Source organism: Streptomyces subrutilus (genome assembly GCF_008704535.1).
Classification (GTDB): domain Bacteria; phylum Actinomycetota; class Actinomycetes; order Streptomycetales; family Streptomycetaceae; genus Streptomyces; species Streptomyces subrutilus.
The window spans coordinates 6,582,254-6,602,696 of the sequence record NZ_CP023701.1 but is presented as its reverse complement, the minus strand read 5'-3'; the positions used below and the strand labels follow the sequence as shown (position 1 = coordinate 6,602,696).

Below are 20,443 nucleotides of genomic sequence, written 5' to 3'. Positions count from 1 at the left end.
CGGCGCGCCCCGGAGCGGCCCGTCCGCCCGTCAGGCGCCCGGTTCGCGCCACGTGCCGGTCGTGAGGAGGGTGTCGAGGGTCTGCGCGTACGGGGCGATGTCCAGGCCCTGCGCCGCCAGCCAGTCGTCGGAGTAGTACTTGTCGAGGTAGCGGTCGCCCGGGTCGCACAACAGGGTGACGACGCTGCCGGTACGGCCCGCAGCCACCATCTCCGAGACGATCTTCAGCGCGCTCCAGACGCCGGTGCCCGTCGAACCGCCCGCCTTGCGCCCTATGGCCCGCTCCAGCGCCCGGCAGGCCGCGACGCTCGCCGCGTCGGGCACCTTCATCATCCGGTCGATGGCGCCGGGCACGAAGCTCGGCTCCATGCGCGGGCGGCCGATGCCCTCGATGCGCGAGCCGCAGTCGCTGGTCGCGTGCGGGTCGTGGTTCGTCCAGCCGTCGAAGAAGCAGGAGTTCTCCGGGTCGGGGACGCAGATCCGGGTGTCGTGCTGCATGTAGTGCACGTAGCGGGCGATGGTGGCCGAGGTGCCGCCGGTGCCCGCGGTCGCCACGATCCAGGCGGGCTCGGGGTACCGCTCCAGGCGCAGCTGCTGGTAGATCGACTCCGCGATGTTGTTGTTGCCGCGCCAGTCCGTGGCCCGCTCGGCGTAGGTGAACTGGTCCATGTAGTGGCCGCCGGTGCGGTCGGCGAGCTCGGCGGACTCCTCGTACATCTTCATCGGGTCGTCCGCGAAGTGGCAGGTGCCGCCGTGGAACTCGATGAGCCGGCACTTCTCCGGGCTGGTGGTGCGCGGCATGACGGCGATGAAGGGGACGCCGATCAGCTTGGCGAAGTACGCCTCGGACACCGCGGTGGAACCGGACGACGCCTCGATGACCGGGCGGCCCGGCCGGATCCAGCCGTTGCAGAGGGCGTACAGGAACAGCGAGCGGGCGAGACGGTGCTTGAGGGAGCCCGTGGGGTGCGTCGACTCGTCCTTGAGGTAGAGGTCGATGCCCCATTCCTCGGGGAGCGGGAAGCGCAGCAAGTGGGTGTCGGCGGAGCGGTTGGCGTCCGCCTGGACCTTGCGGACGGCCTCCTTCAGCCAGACCCGGTAGTCCGCGTCACTGCGGTCGACATCGATGGTCGTACCGGTGGTACCGGTGGTGCTCATGCGCCGTGCTCCTTCGTGCGTGTGCGCGGGTCGTCTCACCCCCCGTTTTCGCAATCTACCTCCCCCACCTGCACAAACGGTCACTTTGGGTATCCATGCACATCGCTTTCGATCGCGTTCGGTTGCAGTGCGGCGCACCGTGAGTGACCCTGGTGGAGCATTACCGAGGGTGCAGCACCCGTATCACTCATGTCGGGGAGTCGCAGCCGTGATCAGTCATTCCCGCAGGCACTGCGTCGTCGAACTGCAGGCCTTGCCGTGCCGGATCGGCCAGATCCGCAGAATCGTTTCTGCACAGTTGCGCCACTGGCAGCTCGATCCGCTCATCGACCGGGCCGCGCTCGGCGTGACGGAACTGCTCAGCAACGTCCACCGCCACGCGCAGCCCCACAAGACCTGCACGGTCGAGATCGAGCTCCGCCTGGGGCGCCTGACCGTGTCGGTGATCGACGGTGATCCGCGGCTCCCGGTGCTCCGGGAGGCCCGGGCGGAGGCCCTGGAGACCGGCGGGCGCGGCCTGGCGCTGGTGGCGGCGCTCAGCGAGGCCTGGGGCGTGCGCGAGCAGGCGGACGGCCGGGGCAAGGCGGTGTGGTTCTCCCTGCGGGCGGCCCCCGGCCCGGCGGTGCCCGCGCGACCGGTGCGGATCGCCGCCGAACCGGTACGGGACGCGGCCCGGGCGGCGCTCGTCGCCATGGACCCGGGAGCCGTCGCGGCGCCTCTGCCGATGGCGGCCTCGGCCGGCACCGGGCCCGTCTGACGCCACCGGGCCCGACGCCCGATCCGCTCCCCCGGCCGCGACACCGATCCGCTGTCCCCGGCCGGGGACCGCCGGGCCAGGGGCGGGGATGGAACGGCGACTGACGGGCGCGGACCACCGCGGCAGCCATCGGCCGGCCGTTCTAGGCCGCCGCGCCCAGGGCGCCGAGGGGGTCGTCCAGGACCGGCTGCCAGGCCAGCTCCGCCGCGCCCACCAGGCTGTTGTGGTCGAGGGTGCACGGCAGGATCGGCACGCCGCCGCTGCGCCCCCACAGGCTGCGGTCCGCGACGACCGCGCGCAGCCGCTCGGGGTCGGCGTGCAGCAGTTCGCGGTGGAGTCCGCCCAGGATGATGCGGTCCGGGTTCAGGATGTTCACCAGCCCCGCCAGGCCCAGCCCGAGCCGGTCGATGAGCTCCTCGGCCGCCGCCCGTACCGCCGGCTCCGCGTACTCCCCGCGCAGCAGGTCGCGGGCCTGCGCGAGGAGCGACACCTCGGGTCCCGGGGTGCGGCCCGCCGCGGTGAGGAAGGCCAGCGGGTCCGCCTCGACGTCCAGGCAGCCGCGGCCGCCGCAGTGGCAGGCCCGTCCCTCCGGGTTCACGGTCAGGTGGCCCACCTCCAGGGCAAGGCCCGAACTCCCGCTGTGCAGGCGGCCGTCCAGCACCAGCGCCCCGCCGACCCCGCGGTGCCCGGTGGCGACGCACAGCAGGTGCTGGGCGCTGCGGCCGGCGCCGTGGCGGTGCTCGGCCAGCGCCGCGAGGTTGACGTCGTTGCCGGTCAGGGCCGGGCCGTCGATCCCGGCGGCCTTCACGCACTGCGCGAAGACGTCCCGTACGGGAGATCCGGCCGGCCAGGCCAGGTGCAGGGGGTTGAGGGCGGTGCCCTCCGGCTCGGCCACCGCCGAGGGGACCGCGAGCCCCGCGCCCACGCACCGGCGGCCGGTCTGCGCGAGCAGCTCCGCTCCGGCCTCCACCACGGCGCGGAGCACCTGGGCCGGGTCGGCGGAGACGGTGACCTTGCCCGGTGCGGTGGCCACGATCCGCCCGCCGAGGCCGACCAGGGCGGCCCGGAAGCCGTCGGGGTGGACCTGCGCGGCCAGCGCCACCGGCCCGTCCTCGGCCACGGACAGCCGGTGCGAGGGGCGGCCCTGGGTCCCGCCCGCGCCGCCGGGGCGTGAGTCGACGCGGATCAGTCCGAGCGCCTCCAGCTCTGCGGCGACGGCTCCGGCGGTGGCCCGGGTGACTCCGAGCTCGGCGGTCAGCACGGCCCGGGTCGGTGCGCGGCCGGTGTGGACGAGCTCCAGCGCGGGGCCGAGCGCGCCGCGGCCCCGCTCCAGCCTGGTCCGCGTGGACACCGTGGTCACGTCCCCCACCCGCGGCGGGGCCCCGTTGCCGTTCATGACAGCGATCCTCGCATGATCGGAGGGTGCCGGACGCCCGGTGATCACGGCAGGCCGCCCACCCGCAGCGTGATGTTGAGCCGCCCGGTGAGCCCGAGCCCTTGCGGGCCCGTGCCCGGCAGGACCTTCGGCACCCCGTGGTAGGCCAGTCGGCTCGCCTCGCCGAAAACGAACAGATCACCGCTGCGCAGCTCGACGTCGCGGTACGGACGACCGCGGTTCGCGGTGTTCCCGAACCGGAAGACGCAGGCGTCCCCGAGGCTCAGGGAGACCACCGGCGCCCCGGAGCGCTCCTCGGCGTCGCGGTGCATGCCCATGCGGGAGTCCCCGCCGTAGAAGTTGACCAGGGCGATGTCGTACTCCACGCCGTCCGCGAGGGGCGCTCCGTACGCGGCGGCCACCGCCTCCCGTCCCAGCTCGGCCAGCCGGCTCGGCATCGGCTTGACCGGCGCCCCGTCGCCGTCCACGGCCGTACGGGCGTACGCGTACGGGTACCAGTGCAGCCCCAGGCACACCTGCCGGGCGGTCATCGTCCCGCCTCCGGGCGTGCGGACGGTGCGCAGGCCGGCCGGCGGGCGGGCCCAGACGCGGGCCGCGTCCAGCAGCTCGCGCTGGCGCGCGGGCTCCAGCCAGTCCGGCAGGTGCACGGCTCCGGGGGCGATCAAGGTCCGCTCGCGCGGGAAGAGTTCGCCGTCCATGCCCCCATTGTCGCCGGGTCCTGGAAGACTCGCCCGCATGGAGATCAGCACGTACGTGGAGACCCTGGAGCGAGAGGGCCGGCTCCTGGCCGACAGCGCGGAGCGGGCCGGTACGGACGCGGCCGTGCCCGGCTGTCCCGGCTGGCGGATCGCCGACCTGCTGCGGCACACCGGGTCGGTGCACCGCTGGGCGGCCGGCGTCGTCCGGGAGGGGCTCGGGGAGCGGCCGCCGTTCCCGGCGGCGCCGGAGCTGACGGGGGCGGAGCTGTCCGGCTGGTTCCGGGAAGGGCACGAGGCCCTGGTCCGGACACTGGCGCAGGCGCCGGTCGACGGGCGGTGCTGGACGTTCCTCCCGACGGCCCCGCCCTCGCCGCTGGCCTTCTGGGCGCGGCGCCAGGCCCACGAGACCGCCGTGCACCGGATGGACGCGGAAACGGCCCTGGGCACGGCCTTCGCCGAGGTGGCGCCGGAGTTCGCCGAGGACGGGGTGGACGAGCTGCTGACCGTTTTCCACGCGGGGCCGCGCAGCCGGGTGCGGACGCGGGAGCCGCGGGTGCTGCGGCTACGGGCCGCCGACACGGGTGCGGTGTGGACCGTACGGCTGTCGCGCGAGCCGGCCCGCACCGTGCGCGGCGCCACGGACGAGCGGGTCGACTGCGAGGTGACGGGCGGGGCGGCCTGGCTGTACGCGGCGCTGTGGAACCGGCTGCCGCTCACCGGCCTCGGGGTGAGCGGTGACCCGGCGCTGGCCCGGCTGTGGAACGAGACGGCCGCGATCTGAGCGCGGGCGGGGCGGACGGGATCCGGGCACGCGGGGCGGGCGTTCTTGTGACGGTGCGTGCGCGCTGTGACACTGGCCGCATGGGGCGACGGACGCAGGCGGACCGGGACGCGATCACGGTCGAGATCGGCTACGCCTTCGTCAGCGCCTGCCTGGCGGCCGGCCTGTCGTTCGTGGCGGTGTACGGCGCCGCGCCGGCGTTCTCCCTGCCGCCCGCCGCGCACCGGGCCCTGACGGTGGCGGGCGGGATCGTGGCGGCGGCCGTCTTCGTCCTGCGGATCGCACACGTCCTGTGGCGCTTCGCGCGGCGCCCGGAGAACGACGGCCTGTAGGGACGCGGGACACTCCCGGCGGGGTCGGGACGGCCTGCGGCCCGCGCCTCAGCCGAGAGTGGCGGCGTACCCGGTCTGGGCGCGGTGCTCCCATGCCGGTCCCGTGTTCCACGGGTTGGGCATGGTCGCGGACGTCGCGTACGCGTAGCCCGCGCCGCGTTCGAAGGCCGTGCGGAGGGCGGCCCGCATGGCCGCGGCGTCCGGAACGCCGTGGACCAGGTGCCAGAAGGCCGTACCGGTCGGGTCGAGTTCGGTGCCGGCGCGGTAGCCGGTGAGAGGGTCGAAGACGTTGCCGCCGAGCCAGCCGGCGCCCGTGTAGGCGGCGTAGGTGTCCTCGAAGGTCACGAACACGTCCGCGGTGCGGTGGCCCGGCTCCAGGTAGCAGTCGGCGATGGCCGTACCGGGGTTGTCGACGACGAGGTCGGGGGCGGCCGGGTCGACGGCCTGCATGGAGTCCTCGACGTAGCGGCGCAGTTCCGCGTAGTGGTCGCGGGTGGCGTTGTCCGGACCGCACTCGCGGCTGACGACGTCGAAGAAGATGCCGTCGACGTGGAGGCGGCCGTCGGGCGTCTTCAGGTAGTTGTCCACCGAGGCCTTGACGGCGGCGAGGTCGCGGTTGCCGTGGTCGGTGTGCACGTACCCGAGCACCTTGGTCTTCTCGCCGGTGGCGGTGGTCGCACCGCGCAGCGCGTCGGCGCGGGACCGCCAGCGGGCGTCGAACGGGGCGTCGCCGTTGCCCGGGTTGAGGACCACCACGGAGGGGGCGGGGGCGGTGGCGGTGAGGTCGGTCAGCATGGCGTCGTTCGCCCAGACGTACGCCGGAACCGCGATCTCCAGGCCCCGCACGCCGGGGCCGCGGGGGCGGGGCGGCTCCGTGGGCGCCGGCGCGGGCGGCACGGCGGGCGCGGGCGCCCCTCCCCCCTCCGCCGTCATCGGCTCCGTCCGGCGCCCCGGGTCGGAGCCCCGCGCCGACGCCGTGTCCGCGGGGGCCGGCGCGGCGAGCAGGAGGGTGACCAGCACGGCGCAGAGGGCCTTCACGGCGCGGGGCATGACGGTTCCTCCGGCGGCGGCGGGGGCTGTGGGGCGACCCGAGGAACACTAGACGGGCGGCTCTTCGCCCACGGCCGAACCGCGCGCATTGGTCCGACGAACAGACAAGCGAACGGTCGCCTTGTCATGTGAACGGACCGCGCAGCCCGCTCATACGGCCGGCAGCCCCACCCCGTGGGCCGGTCGCTGGGCGGCGTGCGCGAAGAAGGCGGCGCGGTCCTCGACGACGCGGTCGAACCGGCCGAACAGCTCGGCGGGGACCAGGCCCGACCACCTTCGCCCGGGCGGCGACGAGCGTCGCGGCGGTGACGGCGGGGGGCAGCCCCGCGGCGAGGTCGTCCGCCATCCGCTCGGCTTCGGGGCGGAGCGCGGCCGGCAGGGGCGGGACGGCGAGACCGCGGCCCCGGTGGGCGGCGGGACGATGCCGATGAGGGCGCGGCGACCCGGGAGGCGGGGCCGACGGTGTCCTGCGGGGCGCGGTAACCGGGCACGGGGAACCGTGGATGAGCGCGTACCCGTGCGGGTGCGCCGGGCCCGGGCCCGTACGGCCCAGCAGACCGCGGCCCGGCGGGCGCGGGGCGGGGCGCCGGCGGCGAGAGCGCGGACGTCGGCCTCTTCGGCGGCGGCGCCGACGGGACGGCCGAACGCTCCGTCCGCGCCGTACGCCCGGCCGGATGCGGCGGATCACGGTCGATCCGCACACGTACGGGGGTACCCCGTACCCGGTGTCGGACCACGGCCGCTCCCGGAGGACCACCCGGGGCGTACGAGCCGCCGGCCCGGCGTTCAGCCGATGACCGCGGTGGCCCCGGCGGACCACACACGGACGCGGACGCGCGGGAGCCGCTGTCGCAACCCTCTGGAGAGGGTTGCGACAGCGGCTCCCGCGCCGGCGCCCTCCCTCCCGGCCGGGCGGCAGGGCGGCCGGGCGGGTCTACGAGGCGTCGCGGTCGCGGGCCGCCGACTGTCGGGCGTCCAGCACGTGCAGCGCCTTGCGGGCCACCGGCGAGGTCCGTACGAGGTCGGTCAGGTTCGTCGAGCCCCGCGTGATCCGGGCGAACGCCCGCCACGCCGGCCGCAGCCCGGTGATCGCCGCGTGCAGCAGACCCGGCCTCGACTCGAAGAGGGTCAGCATCCGGCGACCGATGCCCATCTCCACGCCCAGACCGGCCTTCACCGCGAAGGCGTAGTTGAGGGCCTGGCGGCGCGCGTCCACGGCGTCCTGCGCCTCGGAGATCTTGACCGCCCACTCCCCCGCCAGCCGCCCGGACCGCAGGGCGAAGGAGATGCCCTCGCGCGTCCACGGCTCCAGCAGCCCCGCCGCGTCGCCCGCCACCAGCACCCGGCCGCGCGACAGCGGCGACTCGGGGGTCCGGCAGCGGGTCAGGTGCCCGGAGGAGACGGCCGGTTCGAAGCCGGCCAACCCGAGCCGGGCGATGAAGTCGTCCAGGTACCGCTTGGTCGCCGCCCCCTCGCCCTTCGCCGAGATGACACCGACGGTGAGCGTGTCGCCCTTGGGGAAGACCCACCCGTAACTGCCGGGCAGCGGACCCCAGTCGATGAGGACCCGGCCCTTCCAGTCGTCGGCGACCGTCTGCGGGACCGGGATCTCCGCCTCCAGACCGAGGTCCACCTGGGCCATCTCGACGCCGACGTGCGCACCGATCCGGCTCGCGCTGCCGTCCGCCCCGACGACCGCGCGCGCCAGGACGGTCTCCCCGTCCGCGAGCACCACGGCGACGGTGCGCCGGTCGGGCACGGCCGTCCCGTGCTGTTCGACGCGGGTCACGGCGGTGCCCGTACGGACGGTCGCACCGGCCTTCTCCGCCTCCGCCACGAGTCCGGCGTCGAACTCCGGCCGGTTGACCAGGCCGAAGAGCATCTGCTTCGCACGCCTGGTCCGGGCCAGCTTCCCGTTCATCGAGAAGGTGACCGCGTGGATGCGGTCCTGGAGGGGCAGGACGAAGCCCGGCGGCAGGGCGTCGCGCGAGGGCCCGATGATGCCGCCGCCGCACGTCTTGTAGCGGGGCAGTTCGGCCTTCTCCAGCAGCAGGACGCGCCGCCCGGCCGTCGCCGCCGCGTACGCGGCCGAGGACCCGGCCGGGCCCGCGCCGACCACGACCACGTCCCACACCTCCGCGGTCCCGCCGGCGTCGCCGGCCGCTGTGTCGCCCGCTCCCCGCTCGGTCCGCTCCCCCTGCTCCGCGCCCGGGTCCGCGGCGTCCGCGTCCGGTGTGCCCGCGGTGTCCGCGCCCGTGTCCTCGGGCGCGCCGTCGCCCTCGCCCGCGCCCCCGCCCGCGCGTTCGTCCGCGCGTTCGTCCGCGCCTGCGCTGGCGCTCGCCTCTGGGCCTGCGTCGCGTACGTCGTCGTCGCTGCTCACGATGTGCTGCTGCTCCTGATCACCCGGTTGCTCCGATGCCGGGGAAATCCTACGGCGCGACTCGGCCTCGCCCTGCTGTGCGAGGATCGGGACTGTCTTCCGCCGTACCCGGCATACGCGCACCCCGCGGATGCGGGCGGCGTACACCGAGCACAACGTCGCACCCAAGAGGAGCGTGCCCATGTCCCAGAATCCGATCGCCGAGACCATCGCCTCGCTGATGCCCCGCGCCAAGCAGGAGCTGACCGAGCTGGTGGCCTTCCAGTCGGTGGCGGACTGGGCGCAGTTCCCCAAGAGCGAGAGCGAGGCCGCCGCCAACTGGGTGGCCGACGCGCTGCGCGTCGAGGGGTTCCGGGACGTGGCGCTGCTCGACACCCCCGACGGCACCCAGTCGGTGTACGGCTTCCTCCCCGGTCCCGAGGGCGCCCCGACGGTCCTGCTCTACGCGCACTACGACGTGCAGCCGCCGCTGGACGACGCCGCCTGGATCTCCCCGGCCTTCGAGCTGACCGAGCGCGACGGCCGCTGGTACGGGCGTGGCGCGGCCGACTGCAAGGGCGGGTTCATCATGCACCTGCTGGCGCTGCGCGCCCTGAAGGCCGGCGGCGGGGTGCCGGTGTCCGTGAAGGTGATCGTCGAGGGCTCGGAGGAGCAGGGCACCGGCGGCCTCCAGCAGTACGCGCAGGCCCACCCCGAGCTGCTGACCGCCGACACCATCGTCATCGGTGACGCGGGCAACTTCCGTCTGGGGCTGCCCACGGTGACGGCGACGCTGCGCGGGATGACCCTGCTGAAGGTGAAGATCGACACGCTGGGCGGCAACCTGCACTCCGGCATGTTCGGCGGTGTCGCTCCCGACGCGCTGGCCGCTCTGATCCGGGTGCTCGACTCGCTGCGCGCGGCGGACGGTTCGACCACGGTGGACGGGCTGGCCTCGGACGCCGTGTGGGAGGGCCTGCAGTACCCCGAGGAGGACTTCCGGGCCGACGCCCGGGTGCTGGACGGGGTCGGCCTCATCGGCGAGGGCAGCGTCGCGGACCGGCTGTGGGCGCGCCCCGCGGTCACCGTGCTCGGCATCGACTGCCCGCCGGTGGTCGGCGCGACGCCGTCCGTGCACGCGAGCGCGGGCGCGCTGATCAGCCTGCGCGTGCCGCCGGGCGTGGACACCACCGAGGCGATCAAGCTGCTGGAGGCGCACATCGTGGCGCACACCCCGTGGCAGGCCCGGCTGGAGCTGGAGGTGGTCGGCCAGGGCCAGCCGTTCCAGGCCGACACCACGAGCCCGGCGTACGCCTCGATGGCGGCGGCCCTGGCCGCGGCCTACCCCGGCCAGGAGATGCAGATCAGCGGCATGGGCGGTTCGATCCCGCTGTGCAACACGCTGACGTCGCTGTACCCGGAGGCGGAGATGCTGCTCATCGGCCTGAGCGAGCCCGAGGCGCAGATCCACGCGGTGAACGAGAGCGTGTCGCCGGAGGAGCTGGAGCGACTGTCGGTGGCGGAGGCCCTCTTCCTGGTCAACTACGCCGCGTCCAAGCAGGCCTGACACCCGGCCCACGCCCCTGGCCCAGGCCCCCGGCGCACGCGCATCGCCGACGCGCCGGGGGCCTGGGCCGTGACCCGTGACCCGTGAGCGCGGAACCGGCGGCGGCGGGCGTGCGCGGACAGCCTGCCGGTCAGCGGCCGGCGGCCGGGGCCGTCAGGCCCCGCGTTCCCGGCTCCGGCCCCGGCCCCGGCCCGGGCGGCCCTTCGGGCGCCCTACGCCCGTGGCGTACTCCGCTGCCGGCGAAGACCGGCGCCTCGCGGGCCGCCGGGTCCGTAGGTTCGGGTCATGGACCTCGTCGAAGTGCTCCCGGACCGGCTCCACATGCTCCGCTTCCCGATCGGCCAGGCCTACCTCTGGCAGGACGGCGACGCCCTCACCCTCGTCGACGCCGGCCAGGCGACGTCGGCCCCCGAGATCGAGTCGGCCATCCGCTCCCTGGGCCGCACGCCCGCGCGGCTGGAGCGGATCGCGCTGACCCACTGTCATCGTGACCACGTCGGCGCGGCCGGGGAGCTCTCCGCCCGCTGGGGCGCCCGGGTGCTGGCGCACCGGCTGGACGCGCCGGTGATCCGGGGCGAGCGGCCCGTGCCCGAGCCCGTGCTCCTGGACTGGGAACTCCCCCTGTACGCGCACGGCCTGACCGTCCCCGAGGCCCCGCCCACCCCGGTCGACGGGGAGGTGGAGGACGGCGACGCGCTCGGCTTCGGGGACGGGGCGTACGTCGTGCACGCCCCGGGCCACACGGACGGCAGCATCGGCGTCCATCTCCCGCGCCACGGAGTGCTGTTCACGGGCGACTGCGTCGCCGCCGTCGGTCCGCCGATCCTGGGCGTCTTCAACGTGGACCGGGCCCGTGCCGTCGCGTCCTTCCGCCGGCTGGCCGCGCTCGCTCCCGCCACGGCCTGCTTCGGCCACGGCGACCCGCTGACGGAGGGGACGGCGGCCGCCTTGGCCGCGGCCGCCGCCGCGGTCTGACCCCGACCCGGCGGCGGCCCCGTACGCCCGGCGTCAGCCGACCGGCACCCCCGCCTCCAGGTACAGCGGCCGGCCGCGCTCCCGCGCCCGCAGGGCCCAGCGCAGCCGTTCGTAGCGGTGCTGCGGGAGCAGACCGCCCGCCTCCTCCTCCGTGACGAACCGCCAGGCCCGCAGCTCCGGCCCCGGCAGCCGGAGCCGGGCCGCGGCGCCGTCCGGCAGGGGGCCGCCGTCGAACAGCAGCCGCAGCCCGCCGTAGCCGGGCGGCTGCGGGGACTCCCAGTCCACCACCAGCAGCCCCGGCATCCGGTCGAGTTCCAGGCCGAGTTCCTCGGCGACCTCGCGTACGCCCGCGCGGGCCGGCGCCTCGCCCGCCTCGACGACCCCGCCGGGGAACTCCCAGCCCGCCTTGTACGTCGGGTCGACCAGCAGCACCCGGTCCCGGTCGTCGAAGAGCAGCACCCCGGCGGCCACCGTCTCCCGCGTGGGTTCCGGGGTCTGCACGATGTCGCACACCGGGGCGGCGTCGGTGCGCAGGGCGCCGGCGATGCGTTCGGCGGCCTCCCGTACGCCCAGCGGGCCGTTGTCGAGGACGTGGGCGTCGGCGGTGAGCCAGCCGAGGGCCTGCCGGTAGGCGGGGACGTGGTCGTACGCCCACTGCCGGACCCGCTGGTCGGTGGCGGACGGCGCACCTGGTTCCCCGCGCGTGGCGATCCGCTCCCGCAGGATCGTTTCCGCAGGAGCGAGCAGCACGTGCCGCACCGGAATCCGGCGGGCCGCGAGCCCGCCGAAGATCTCGTCCCGGTAGTCCTGCCTGAGCAGGGTCATCGGGACGACGAGCACCCCGCCCAGCTCGGCGAGCATCGCCGCCGCGGTGTCCACGACCAGCCGCCGCCAACTGGGCAGGTCCTGGTAGTCGGTGACCTCGTCCAGCCGCTTGCGCGGCAGCAGCACGCGCAGGGCGTCACCGATGAACTCCGGGTCGAACAGGGTGCTGTCCGGCAGGATGGCGGTCAGTTCGCGGGCCGTGCTGGTCTTTCCGGCGCCGAACGCACCGTTGATCCAGACAATCACTCGTACTCCAGGGTGGGAAGGCCGCTGAACAGCGACGGAGCCGGATTCGCGGGACTGTCTGGGAGAGGTATGGGAAATGTCGGCGTCCACAGCGCGGCCCCCACCACTTCCTCCTCCCACACTCTCTTGAGGTACCCAACTATCCGCTCCTCCATCGCGAGTGTTACCTCGCTGTAGGTGCCCTCCACTCCCGACAGCTCATGGCCCATCCGCTCCTCGACGGCCGGCAGCGCCGGCCGAGCCCACCGCTCGTAGCGAGGCCCGGACGCGCGCTCCTCGGCACCGTCCCGGATCGGGAACCAGCAGGTGTGATCGAAGTTCGTGCTCAACAGCGGCTTGCCCTGGATCGACAGGAACATCCACGGCTGGTCGTTCGATGCCAGGAGGGCCTGGTGCGTCTCGTGCAGGTACGGCGGGATGACGATCGTCCTCCATCTGTCGTACTTCGGCGCAGCCAGCACTGCTCTCTTGTCGGCCCGACAGGTCTGGTACTGCATCCGGAGAGCGTGGAGGGACTCGTACCGCTGGAGGGCCTCCACGCCCAGTTCGGCATCCGGCTCGGAGGCCGGCCAGTACGGGGTCCGAGTAGGAACAGACCGGAAAACCGGCGTTGGTGTCAGCAGTTTTGACAGTGCGTCATTATGTCGGCTCGGCCCACCTGGTCCGGCTGCCGCATTCAGTGCTGTCGTCAAACGATGGCGGGCTCAAACGGTCGATGCACCACCTCGTAGATGATCATGTCGTCATGGAGGTGCACGTGCGTGACTACGGGTTTTCGGCAGTCCAGCAGGACGAGATCTGGCGCCGGTGGCGTGAGGGCGAATCGTTCAACTCGATGGGGCGGGCCCTGGGGTCTCCGATGCACCGCATCCGTGCTTTCCTCGCCCAGTCAGGCGGAGTTCGTACTACTCCGCAGAGGCGGGCCGGCCGTCACCTGACGCCTGCTGACCGAGAGGAGATATCCCGCGGTCTCGCCGTCGGTGACTCCGCTCGTCAGATGGCGAGGCGCCTCGGCCGGGCGGCATCGACGGTCTCCCGGGAGATCGCCCGCAACGGCGGCCGGGAGCGCTACCGCGCGGCTCCTGCGGATATGGAGGCATACCAGCGAGCGCGGCGTCCGAAGGTGGCCAAACTTTCCCAGCTGCCGGCGCTGAGAGCCATCGTCGAGGAGAAGCTCCGGCTGCACTGGTCGCCTGAGCAGGTATCCGGATGGCTGCGGCGTCGGTTCCCAGGCGATGTGGCCATGCAGGTCTCGCACGAGGCGATCTATCTGGCGCTGTTCGACCCACGACGCCGGGCAGCCATCGATCGCGCCTTGACCCAGCGCCTTCGGACGGGCCGCCCTATCCGCCGGCCCAAGGGCGCTCGGAAGCCGTCCGGGCGCGGAATCATCCGCGACATGGTGCCGATCAGTGCCCGCCCCGTCGAGATCGAGGACCGGGTGATCGCTGGGCATTGGGAGGGCGACCTCGTCATGGGCATACGCCCGTCCGCTATCGGCACCCTGGTCGAGCGCACAAGTCGATACACAGCCTTGATGGCACTCCCGGACGGCATCAAGGCCCAGCAGGTCCGACCGCACCTCACCCGTTCGATCCTCGGCATCCCGAAGCAGCTGAGACGTTCCCTGACCTGGGATCGAGGCCGTGAGATGGCCGAGCACCGGGACTTCACGGCGGCCACCGGCGTTCCCGTCTACTTCTGCAAGCCCCGCAGCCCCTGGCAGCGCGGGACCAACGAGAACACGAACCGGCTCTTGAGGCAGTACCTGCCCAAGGGCGCGGACCTTCGCAAACTCAGCCAGGCCGACCTGGACGGGATCGCCGAGGAACTCAACCACCGCCCTCGCAAGATCCTTGGTTACCGATCGCCGGCCGAGGCCTACGCTGGCCTCCTGAACAGCGGTGATGCGTTGACCGTTTGAGCCCGCCAACGTTATCTTGAGCCGCCCGAAGGGCGTCCTTGACGTTGAACAAGCTCAGGTGAAGCCCCGGGAACCGCCTGAGGGATGTGGCTATCTGCCGCTGTCCATCACGCGGATATCCCGGAGGTCCGATGCTCGTACAGCGCGTGGTGATGCCGTCCTCGCCGCTTGTGTCATGGACGGTGCTCGGCGAGGACGCCGCCCCGGCCCAACCGATCGAGCGTTACCTGGCCTATCTCACCGATATCGAGCGGTCACCGAACACGGTCAAGGCGTATGCGCATGATCTGAAGGACTGGTTCTCCTTCCTCGGCGTCCGGGGCCTGGACTGGCGGGAGGTGCGACTGGAGGACGTCGGCGAGTTCGTCGCCTGGCTGCGGCTACCGCCAACAGCCCGGGCTGGGGCGGTCGCGGTGCTGCCGTCGGTCGAGCATCACTGCGGCGAGGCGACGGTGAACCGAAGACTGTCGGCGGTCAGCGCCTTCTACCAGCACGCCGCACGCTATGGCGTCGATGTGGGCGCGTTGCTGACGACCTGGCAGCCGGCCGGGCGCCGCAGCACCGCGTGGAAGCCGTTCCTGCACCATGTGAGCAAGGGTCGACCACAGCAACGGCGGGCTATCTCGATGAAGACGGACAGGAAACTCCCGCGCATCCTTGCCGCAGCCGAGGCCCAGGCCCTCCTGGATGCTTGCGAGCGGCTTCGGGACCGGCTGCTGTTCGCCGTCCTGGTCGACTCGGGCATGCGGATCGGGGAGGCCCTCGGGTTGCGGCACGAGGACTGGGCCGTCGCTGAGCGAGAGTTGTCGGTGGTGCCGCGGCTCAACGACAACGGCGCCCGCACCAAGTCGGCGAGGACAAGGACGATCCCGGTCGGCGCTGAGCTGATCCGGCTGTATGCCCACTACATGCACACCGAGTACGGCTACCTCGACTCCGACTACGTCTTCGTCAACCTCTGGGCCGCCACGTTCGGGCACGCGATGACCTACGCGGCGGCCTACGACCTGGTCAGACGGCTCCGTCGAAGGACCGGCATCTCCTTTGACCCGCACTGGTGCCGCCACACCTACGCCACCAGGCTGCTGCGAGGCGGCACCCCGGTGGAGGTCGTCAGTAAATTGCCGGGGCACGTCAGCCTGACCACTACGACCGTGGACATACGGACACCTCACCGCCCGAGGACGCTCGGAAGGCGCTGGAGGCCGTCGGCTGGTTCGACGGCACGGAGGTGCGGCTGTGAGCGAGACCTCGCGCATGCCTGCCAACCCGGGAAAGGCGGGGTCCGAACGCCCCGGGCTTCAGCTGCATACAGGGCAACGCGTCGAGGAACCCACTCCGCGAAATGTCTGGGACATCGAGTACGACCGGGAGGTCTGGCGGCTCCGCGAGCTGGGGATCAAGGCCAAGATCGCCCACATCCTCTTCGACCGGATCCCACAGCCCTGGCTGAAGGATCTGGCAAAGCGGTGGGCCCGGTGGCGGCTCAGCACAGGATTCGGCGCGGAGTCGGCAGCCTCCGGCACACGAGCCATTAGTCACTTCGCGCAGTTCCTCGCAACGCCGACGGTCCGCGTCGTCCGCCTTGATCATGTGGATCGGCCGTTGTTGGAGAGGTATCTGGCCCATCTGCACGCCGACTACGCAGGTCGAGCGGTGCACCGGAACTTCATCGGACAGCTCAATCTCTTCTTCCTGGCCATCCGTCAGCACCGCAGGAACGACGCCCTGCCCGCAAGCACTGTGTTCTTCCCCGAGGACTTTCCCCGATACGACGAGCGGCTGCCCCGGGCCCTGAGCGAACCAGTGATGACGCAGTTGGAGCAGCCCGTGAACCTGGACCGGTGGAAGACTCCGGCCTACCGGCTGGTCACGCTCATTTCTGATGCGCTGCGGCCTGCGGATCACCGACACGGTGCGGCTGCCGCACGACTGCATCGTCCACGACGCCGATAGTGCCCCCTACCTGCGCTATCTGAACCACAAGATGAAACGTGAAGCGCTTGTCCCCATCGACGAAGAGCTTGAACGCGAAATCCGAGATCACCAGCGCCACCTTCGTGATCGCTGGCCACACGGCACTCCGGTGCTCCTCCCTCGATCTTTAAAGAACGCAGACGGGCACGAGCCTACGGACGACCACGTCTACCGGAGGGCGATGCACCAGTGGTTGAAGGCATGCGACGTCCGTGACGAACACGGTCGTCTCGTGAAGGTCACCCCTCACCAGTTCCGTCACACGCTGGGCACACGGTTGATCAACCGGGACGTCCCGCAGGAAGTCGTGCGTCGGATCCTTGACCACGACTCCCACATGATGACCGCGCATTACGCCCGGCTGAGCGACACCAGGATCCGTCGGCATTGGGAGCAGGCCCGCGAGGTTGACATCACCGGCCAGACCGTCGCCCGCGACCCCGAAGGGCCGTTGGCCGAGGCGTCCTGGGCCAAGCAGCGTCTCGGCCGGGTCACCCAGGCCCTGCCCAACGGCTTCTGCGGCTTGCCGGTGCAGAAGAGCTGTCCGCATGCCAATGCCCGCTTGACGTGCCCAATGTTCGTGACAACCCCGGAGTTTCTGCCCCAGCACCGGCAGCAGCGCCAACAGCTCCTGCAGATCGTCTCGGCGGCCGAAGCCCGCGGCCAGCTCCGCGTCGTCGAGATGAACCAGCAGGCCCTCGGCAGCCTCGACCAGATCGTCACCGCCCTGGAGGAAGACGAGGCTCCCGGCGGAGCGGAGGCGGCCGATGCGGGCTGACAACTCCCGTCATCTCGTCGCCGCGGCAGGCAACCGCCACGAGTACACCCGGGCCAAGGCGATCAAGGCCCTACGCGAGATCGACGACGCGGGCACGGGTGTCGCGGGTGAAGCTCAGGTAGTCGGTGCCTGGTCCGGCTCGCGCAAGAAGGCCGAGAGCAGCATGGCAAGGACGGGCACGGTGGCGAATAACGCGAGCGCGCCTCGGGGCCCGTAGTGGCTTGCCGCCATGCCCAGGAGCGGCATGAACAGTCCGCCTGCGCTCATCGCGAGGCCGCGTGTGACGCGGTTACCCCGGGCCGGCTGGGAAGGCAATCCTGGCCGAGCTCGATGAGGATGGCGAACGGGATGTTCGAGGTCAGACCGACCAACAACGCGAGTGGCAGCGCCATGGCCGCCACGCCGTGGGAGTGTTGATCAAGTAGGAGCACAGGCTCCTACTGGGGATCTGTGATGTCCAGGAGGCCGAGCTTCAGGAGGCTTTCGGCGGTGGCCTCGACGGCTTCGTTGCTGCTGCGGGGGTTCCAGCCGAGCACGGTGCGGGCCTTGTCGTTGCTGACATGACGGATCTTGCCGAGGTTGGGCAGCATGCCCTTCAGCGCCGAGTTGGCCTCGGCGGCCTTGCGTACCGTCTCGTCTGGCAGCTCGCTGGCCGGGACGGTGCTGGCGGCATCGCCGAGTCGGTCGCGGATGGCGAGGGCGATCTGATGCATGGAGACGGCGTCGCCGGCCGCGGCGATGAAGCGTTCCCCGGCGGCCTGGGGGTGGGTCATGGCTTTCAGGTGCAGTTCGGCGGCGTCTCGGACGTCGACGACGGCAAAATACAGCCGTGGCGTGCCAGGCATAGCGCCGCTGAACAGGCCGGTGATCATGTTGATCGAGGAGGAGTGGTCGGCGCCGACGACGGGGCCGAAGATGCCGACCGGGGCGACGGTGGCGAGCTGGAGAGTGTTTCCCTCGCGCTGGATGAAGTCCCAGGCGGCCCGCTCGGCCAGGGCCTTGGACTTGATGTAGGCGGGGATGTCGCTGTCCGGGTCGGTCCAGTCGTCCTCGGTGAAGGCCCGCTCGCTGGCGGGGCGCCCATAGCCGACCGCGGCGAACGAGGACGTGACCACGGCGCGCTCGACGCCTGCGTCGCGGGCCGCGCGCAGCACGCGGAGTGTGCCTTCCCGGGCCGGGATGATCAGGTCGTCCTCGTTGTCGGGCTCGCCGCCGGGGAAGGGGGAGGCGGTGTGCAGGACGTAGCGGCACCCCGCTACCGCCCCGGCCCACCCGTCGTCCGCGGTGAGGTCGGCCGCCACGAAGGTGAGACGCTCACCCGCGTCCGCGCCCATGGCCTTCAGGTCTTCGCGCACCTGTACCTCGCGGCCGAGGGAGCGCACCGTGGTGCGGACCCGGTAGCCCTCAGTGAGGGCCTGGGCGATCACCCGGCCACCCAGGAAGCCGGATCCTCCGGTGACCAGGACGGTATCGGTCGAAGCGCTGCTCATGGGGAGGCGTTCCTTTGCTTTCAGTGTCCGGACCGGCCGGTCCAGGGGGTTTCGGCCGGACAGGGAGGGATCAGCTGTCGCTGGTCAGCGCAGGCAGCAGCAGGGCGTCCATGACCCTGATGAGCTGGTCGGAATTCGCCTCGGTGCCGGTGAGCAGCTTCTCCACGAAGATGCTGCCCAGTAGGAACTTCTCGGCGTGCGCAAGGGCCGGGTTGTCGGGACGGATGGTGCCGTGCTCTACGTGCCGGGCCAAGATGCTGCTCAGCGCGTTGAGGTAGGGGGCGAACAGGACGTCCCGCAGTGCTTGGGACAGCGCTGGGTCCGACATGACCGCCTGCCAGATCCCCAGAGTGGGGGTGCCCTGCGGGTGCGGCGTCGGCATCATGAGGGCCAGCGCGACCAGGTCACCACGCAGGCTGCCGGCGTCGATGTCCGGCAGGGGTGCGTACTTGCGAGCCATCATCGCCGTGATCACCAGCTTGGGCTTGTTCTCCCACTGCCGGTACAGCGTGGCCGTGCTCGCCTTCGTACGCCGTGCCACCTCATCCACCGTCGCCTGCTCGTAGCCGACCTCGGCGACGAGGGCGAATGTGACGTCGAGAATCTCGCGCTCACGCTCCTCCGTCAGCCGCTTGCGCCGGTTTGGGGCCGGTGCCTGCTTGGTCATCAGTGTCCCTGTCGTGATGTTGCTGGTTCGCCTCCGGTCGCCTGCGCGACCTAAGTATCGACAACGCATTTTCGACAATACGTTTTCGATAGTAAGTTCACAAGTCGTACGTTCAGGGCGTCAGAGAGGCGGGATCACCGCCGCCCGGCACCGTAGGGTCTGCATGCCAGATGAGCAGGGCTCGGCTGGACGCCGGGCCATCCCGGCACCCTTGAGGGCCACCTCACCTACTACGCCGCCTGGGACCGGGCACAGACGCAGAGCTGAACCCCGAAGTCCCACGCGTACGGTCGGACCGCAGCAGACGAATCCCCCGCCGCTCGGACCCGGCCTCCACCCTTCTGCTGTGCGACCTCCCGTGGGTTCGCTTGAGCCTCGCCGAGTCTCCGTTCCCGTGGCCAGGGGCTTTACCGGCATTCGAGTCTCCTGCCGGGCCACGAAGCAATCTCGGGAATCCCGAAGCATTCTCAGTCCGTGTGACGGGTCCTCGGCCTGGTTGAACGTGAGGGCGGCGGATCGCCGGATCAGGGAACGCCGCCACGGGCCCCCTGCTGCCGGGGCCCGGGGCGGTCGTCGGTGAGTGGAAGGTGGTCAGGGGAAGAGGGGCCATGGGTTCTGCGAGGGTGCGGTGTAGGGGGAGGGGTTGAGGACGGGTTCCTCGGCGGCGGTGGCGATGCCGCATTGGTTGTCCTGGTCGCGGGACATCCGGATGAAGCCGAGCTCGCCCCAGGTGGTGCCGTAGTCGTTCTTGACGGTCCAGTACAGTACTTCTCGCCCGCCAGGGTGGTGCCGTAGCCGACGATGGTGACCCAGTGGTCCGGATCGGTGTTCGAGCACACCGGCTCGTAGTACACGCCGCTGGTGTAGAGCTGGAAGCTGACGTTGTTGGCGTTGACCTTTGCGCGGACCGGGCCGCGGGCGACGGCCGCGCGCAGGGCCTCCTCGTCCCCGGAGGGGACGGTGGCCCATTCCTTGAACGCGCCCGAGGGGAAGGCCGCGCCGAGCGGGGGCCGGGGCTCCCCGCACACGCTGGTGTAGACGTCCTCGCCCGCCGTGTTCGTGATGAGCGGCTTGAAGGACCTGAGGAGGTGGTGGTTCTGGATGACCCAGGCGCCTTCGAGAGCGGCGGCGGTGGCGTACGCCTGGCTGGCGATCTCCTCGCACTGGCCGACATCGTGGGCGGCGGTGACCGCGAGAAGGGCCCGCCAGTCCACTGCCGCGGGCGGCTCCGCACGCACTGACGGTGCGGCGGAAGGGGCGGTGTCGGGCCCGGCAGCCGCGTCCGCCGTGGCGGTGAGCAGGGGTGCGGCCAGAGCCAGGCAGCCGGCCACGAGCAGGGTGCGGGCGGCAGCGCGCGCCGACGTGGTGCGCGGGGCTCTTCTAAGGTTTTGGGGCGGTGCTCGGTCACGCTTCTCCTTCAGGCTGGGCGATCCGGTACGCGGCTACGACCGTGGTCACACAAC

Annotated in this window: 19 protein-coding genes and 1 pseudogene; 9 read left to right on the top strand and 11 right to left on the bottom strand. The window is 72.0% G+C overall.

Annotated elements, in window-relative coordinates; translation table 11 throughout:
• Positions 1–30: 30 nt before the first annotated feature.
• Complete coding sequence (cds1, locus tag CP968_RS29385) at positions 31–1,158, bottom strand: L-cysteine desulfhydrase Cds1 (RefSeq protein WP_150520866.1); 1,128 nt, start codon at positions 1,156–1,158, stop codon at positions 31–33.
• A 208-nt stretch (positions 1,159–1,366) separates the two neighbouring features.
• On the opposite strand from cds1, the gene CP968_RS29380 reads away from it, so the two are divergent.
• The gene (locus CP968_RS29380; protein WP_150520865.1) at positions 1,367–1,915 is read left to right on the top strand and encodes an ATP-binding protein; all 549 of its coding nucleotides are present in this window, start codon (positions 1,367–1,369) and stop codon (positions 1,913–1,915) included.
• A gap of 142 nt (positions 1,916–2,057) precedes the next feature.
• On the opposite strand, the gene CP968_RS29375 is transcribed toward CP968_RS29380, so the two are convergent.
• Together CP968_RS29375 and CP968_RS29370 are read right to left on the bottom strand one after the other, a co-directional pair.
• On the bottom strand, positions 2,058–3,311 hold the full coding sequence (locus CP968_RS29375; RefSeq protein WP_150520864.1) for an ROK family protein: 1,254 nt from the start codon (positions 3,309–3,311) through the stop codon (positions 2,058–2,060).
• A gap of 44 nt (positions 3,312–3,355) precedes the next feature.
• Positions 3,356–4,009 (bottom strand): alpha-ketoglutarate-dependent dioxygenase AlkB family protein, encoded by a 654-nt coding sequence (locus CP968_RS29370; RefSeq protein WP_150520863.1) that lies wholly within the window; start codon positions 4,007–4,009, stop codon positions 3,356–3,358.
• A gap of 37 nt (positions 4,010–4,046) precedes the next feature.
• Here CP968_RS29370 and CP968_RS29365 point away from each other — a divergent pair, with 37 nt between their 5' ends.
• The gene (locus CP968_RS29365) at positions 4,047–4,790 is read left to right on the top strand and encodes a maleylpyruvate isomerase family mycothiol-dependent enzyme (protein WP_150520862.1); all 744 of its coding nucleotides are present in this window, start codon (positions 4,047–4,049) and stop codon (positions 4,788–4,790) included.
• Positions 4,791–4,870: 80 nt separating this feature from the next.
• Positions 4,871–5,122: a DUF6332 family protein gene (locus tag CP968_RS29360; protein WP_150520861.1), complete on the top strand. Its 252-nt coding sequence runs from the start codon at positions 4,871–4,873 to the stop codon at positions 5,120–5,122.
• Positions 5,123–5,170: 48 nt separating this feature from the next.
• Here CP968_RS29360 and CP968_RS29355 read toward each other — a convergent pair whose 3' ends face one another.
• The gene (locus CP968_RS29355) at positions 5,171–6,172 is read right to left on the bottom strand and encodes a spherulation-specific family 4 protein (protein WP_229886892.1); all 1,002 of its coding nucleotides are present in this window, start codon (positions 6,170–6,172) and stop codon (positions 5,171–5,173) included.
• Between the two features lie 934 nt (positions 6,173–7,106).
• Positions 7,107–8,306 (bottom strand): geranylgeranyl reductase family protein, encoded by a 1,200-nt coding sequence (locus CP968_RS29350; protein ID WP_150522196.1) that lies wholly within the window; start codon positions 8,304–8,306, stop codon positions 7,107–7,109.
• Positions 8,307–8,733: 427 nt separating this feature from the next.
• Between CP968_RS29350 and CP968_RS29345 the strand changes: the two genes are divergently transcribed.
• Positions 8,734–10,098 (top strand): dipeptidase, encoded by a 1,365-nt coding sequence (locus CP968_RS29345; protein ID WP_150520860.1) that lies wholly within the window; start codon positions 8,734–8,736, stop codon positions 10,096–10,098.
• A gap of 285 nt (positions 10,099–10,383) precedes the next feature.
• The gene (locus CP968_RS29340) at positions 10,384–11,073 is read left to right on the top strand and encodes an MBL fold metallo-hydrolase (RefSeq protein ID WP_150520859.1); all 690 of its coding nucleotides are present in this window, start codon (positions 10,384–10,386) and stop codon (positions 11,071–11,073) included.
• A gap of 33 nt (positions 11,074–11,106) precedes the next feature.
• On the opposite strand, the gene CP968_RS29335 is transcribed toward CP968_RS29340, so the two are convergent.
• Positions 11,107–12,144, bottom strand: coding sequence for an NUDIX hydrolase (locus CP968_RS29335; RefSeq protein ID WP_150520858.1), 1,038 nt, complete (start codon positions 12,142–12,144; stop codon positions 11,107–11,109).
• Positions 12,141–12,641 carry a hypothetical protein gene (locus CP968_RS29330; RefSeq protein WP_150520857.1) on the bottom strand — a complete coding sequence of 167 codons (501 nt, stop codon included), beginning with the start codon at positions 12,639–12,641 and terminating at the stop codon, positions 12,141–12,143. The genes CP968_RS29335 and CP968_RS29330 overlap by 4 nt, the downstream gene beginning before the upstream one ends.
• A 260-nt stretch (positions 12,642–12,901) precedes the next feature.
• On the opposite strand from CP968_RS29330, the gene CP968_RS29325 reads away from it, so the two are divergent.
• The 4 genes from CP968_RS29325 (at position 12,902) to CP968_RS34430 (ending at position 17,040) form a co-directional block, all read left to right on the top strand.
• Positions 12,902–14,068 (top strand): IS30 family transposase, encoded by a 1,167-nt coding sequence (locus CP968_RS29325; protein WP_208836019.1) that lies wholly within the window; start codon positions 12,902–12,904, stop codon positions 14,066–14,068.
• Positions 14,069–14,199: 131 nt separating this feature from the next.
• Positions 14,200–15,606, top strand: a complete 1,407-nt coding sequence (locus tag CP968_RS29320; protein WP_208835995.1) for a tyrosine-type recombinase/integrase — start codon at positions 14,200–14,202, stop codon at positions 15,604–15,606.
• A 347-nt stretch (positions 15,607–15,953) separates the two neighbouring features.
• A complete protein-coding gene (locus CP968_RS29315; protein ID WP_208835994.1) occupies positions 15,954–16,823 on the top strand; it encodes a tyrosine-type recombinase/integrase in 870 nt (289 codons plus the stop codon).
• A complete protein-coding gene (locus CP968_RS34430; protein ID WP_189829107.1) occupies positions 16,813–17,040 on the top strand; it encodes a hypothetical protein in 228 nt (75 codons plus the stop codon). The genes CP968_RS29315 and CP968_RS34430 overlap by 11 nt, the downstream gene beginning before the upstream one ends.
• Before the next feature lie 220 nt (positions 17,041–17,260).
• On the opposite strand, the gene CP968_RS29300 is transcribed toward CP968_RS34430, so the two are convergent.
• The 4 genes and pseudogenes from CP968_RS29300 to CP968_RS35740 form a co-directional block, all read right to left on the bottom strand.
• Positions 17,261–18,313 carry an SDR family oxidoreductase gene (locus CP968_RS29300; protein WP_150520855.1) on the bottom strand — a complete coding sequence of 351 codons (1,053 nt, stop codon included), beginning with the start codon at positions 18,311–18,313 and terminating at the stop codon, positions 17,261–17,263.
• Between the two features lie 70 nt (positions 18,314–18,383).
• Entirely contained in the window at positions 18,384–18,980 is a 597-nt protein-coding gene (locus CP968_RS29295; RefSeq protein ID WP_167536867.1) for a TetR/AcrR family transcriptional regulator, read from the bottom strand.
• A gap of 591 nt (positions 18,981–19,571) precedes the next feature.
• Entirely contained in the window at positions 19,572–19,817 is a 246-nt protein-coding gene (locus tag CP968_RS35745; protein WP_150520853.1) for a C1 family peptidase, read from the bottom strand.
• Positions 19,772–20,008: pseudogene (locus tag CP968_RS35740) on the bottom strand (C1 family peptidase); the annotation flags it as partial. The gene CP968_RS35745 and the pseudogene CP968_RS35740, both read right to left, overlap by 46 nt.
• Positions 20,009–20,443: the final 435 nt, after the last annotated feature.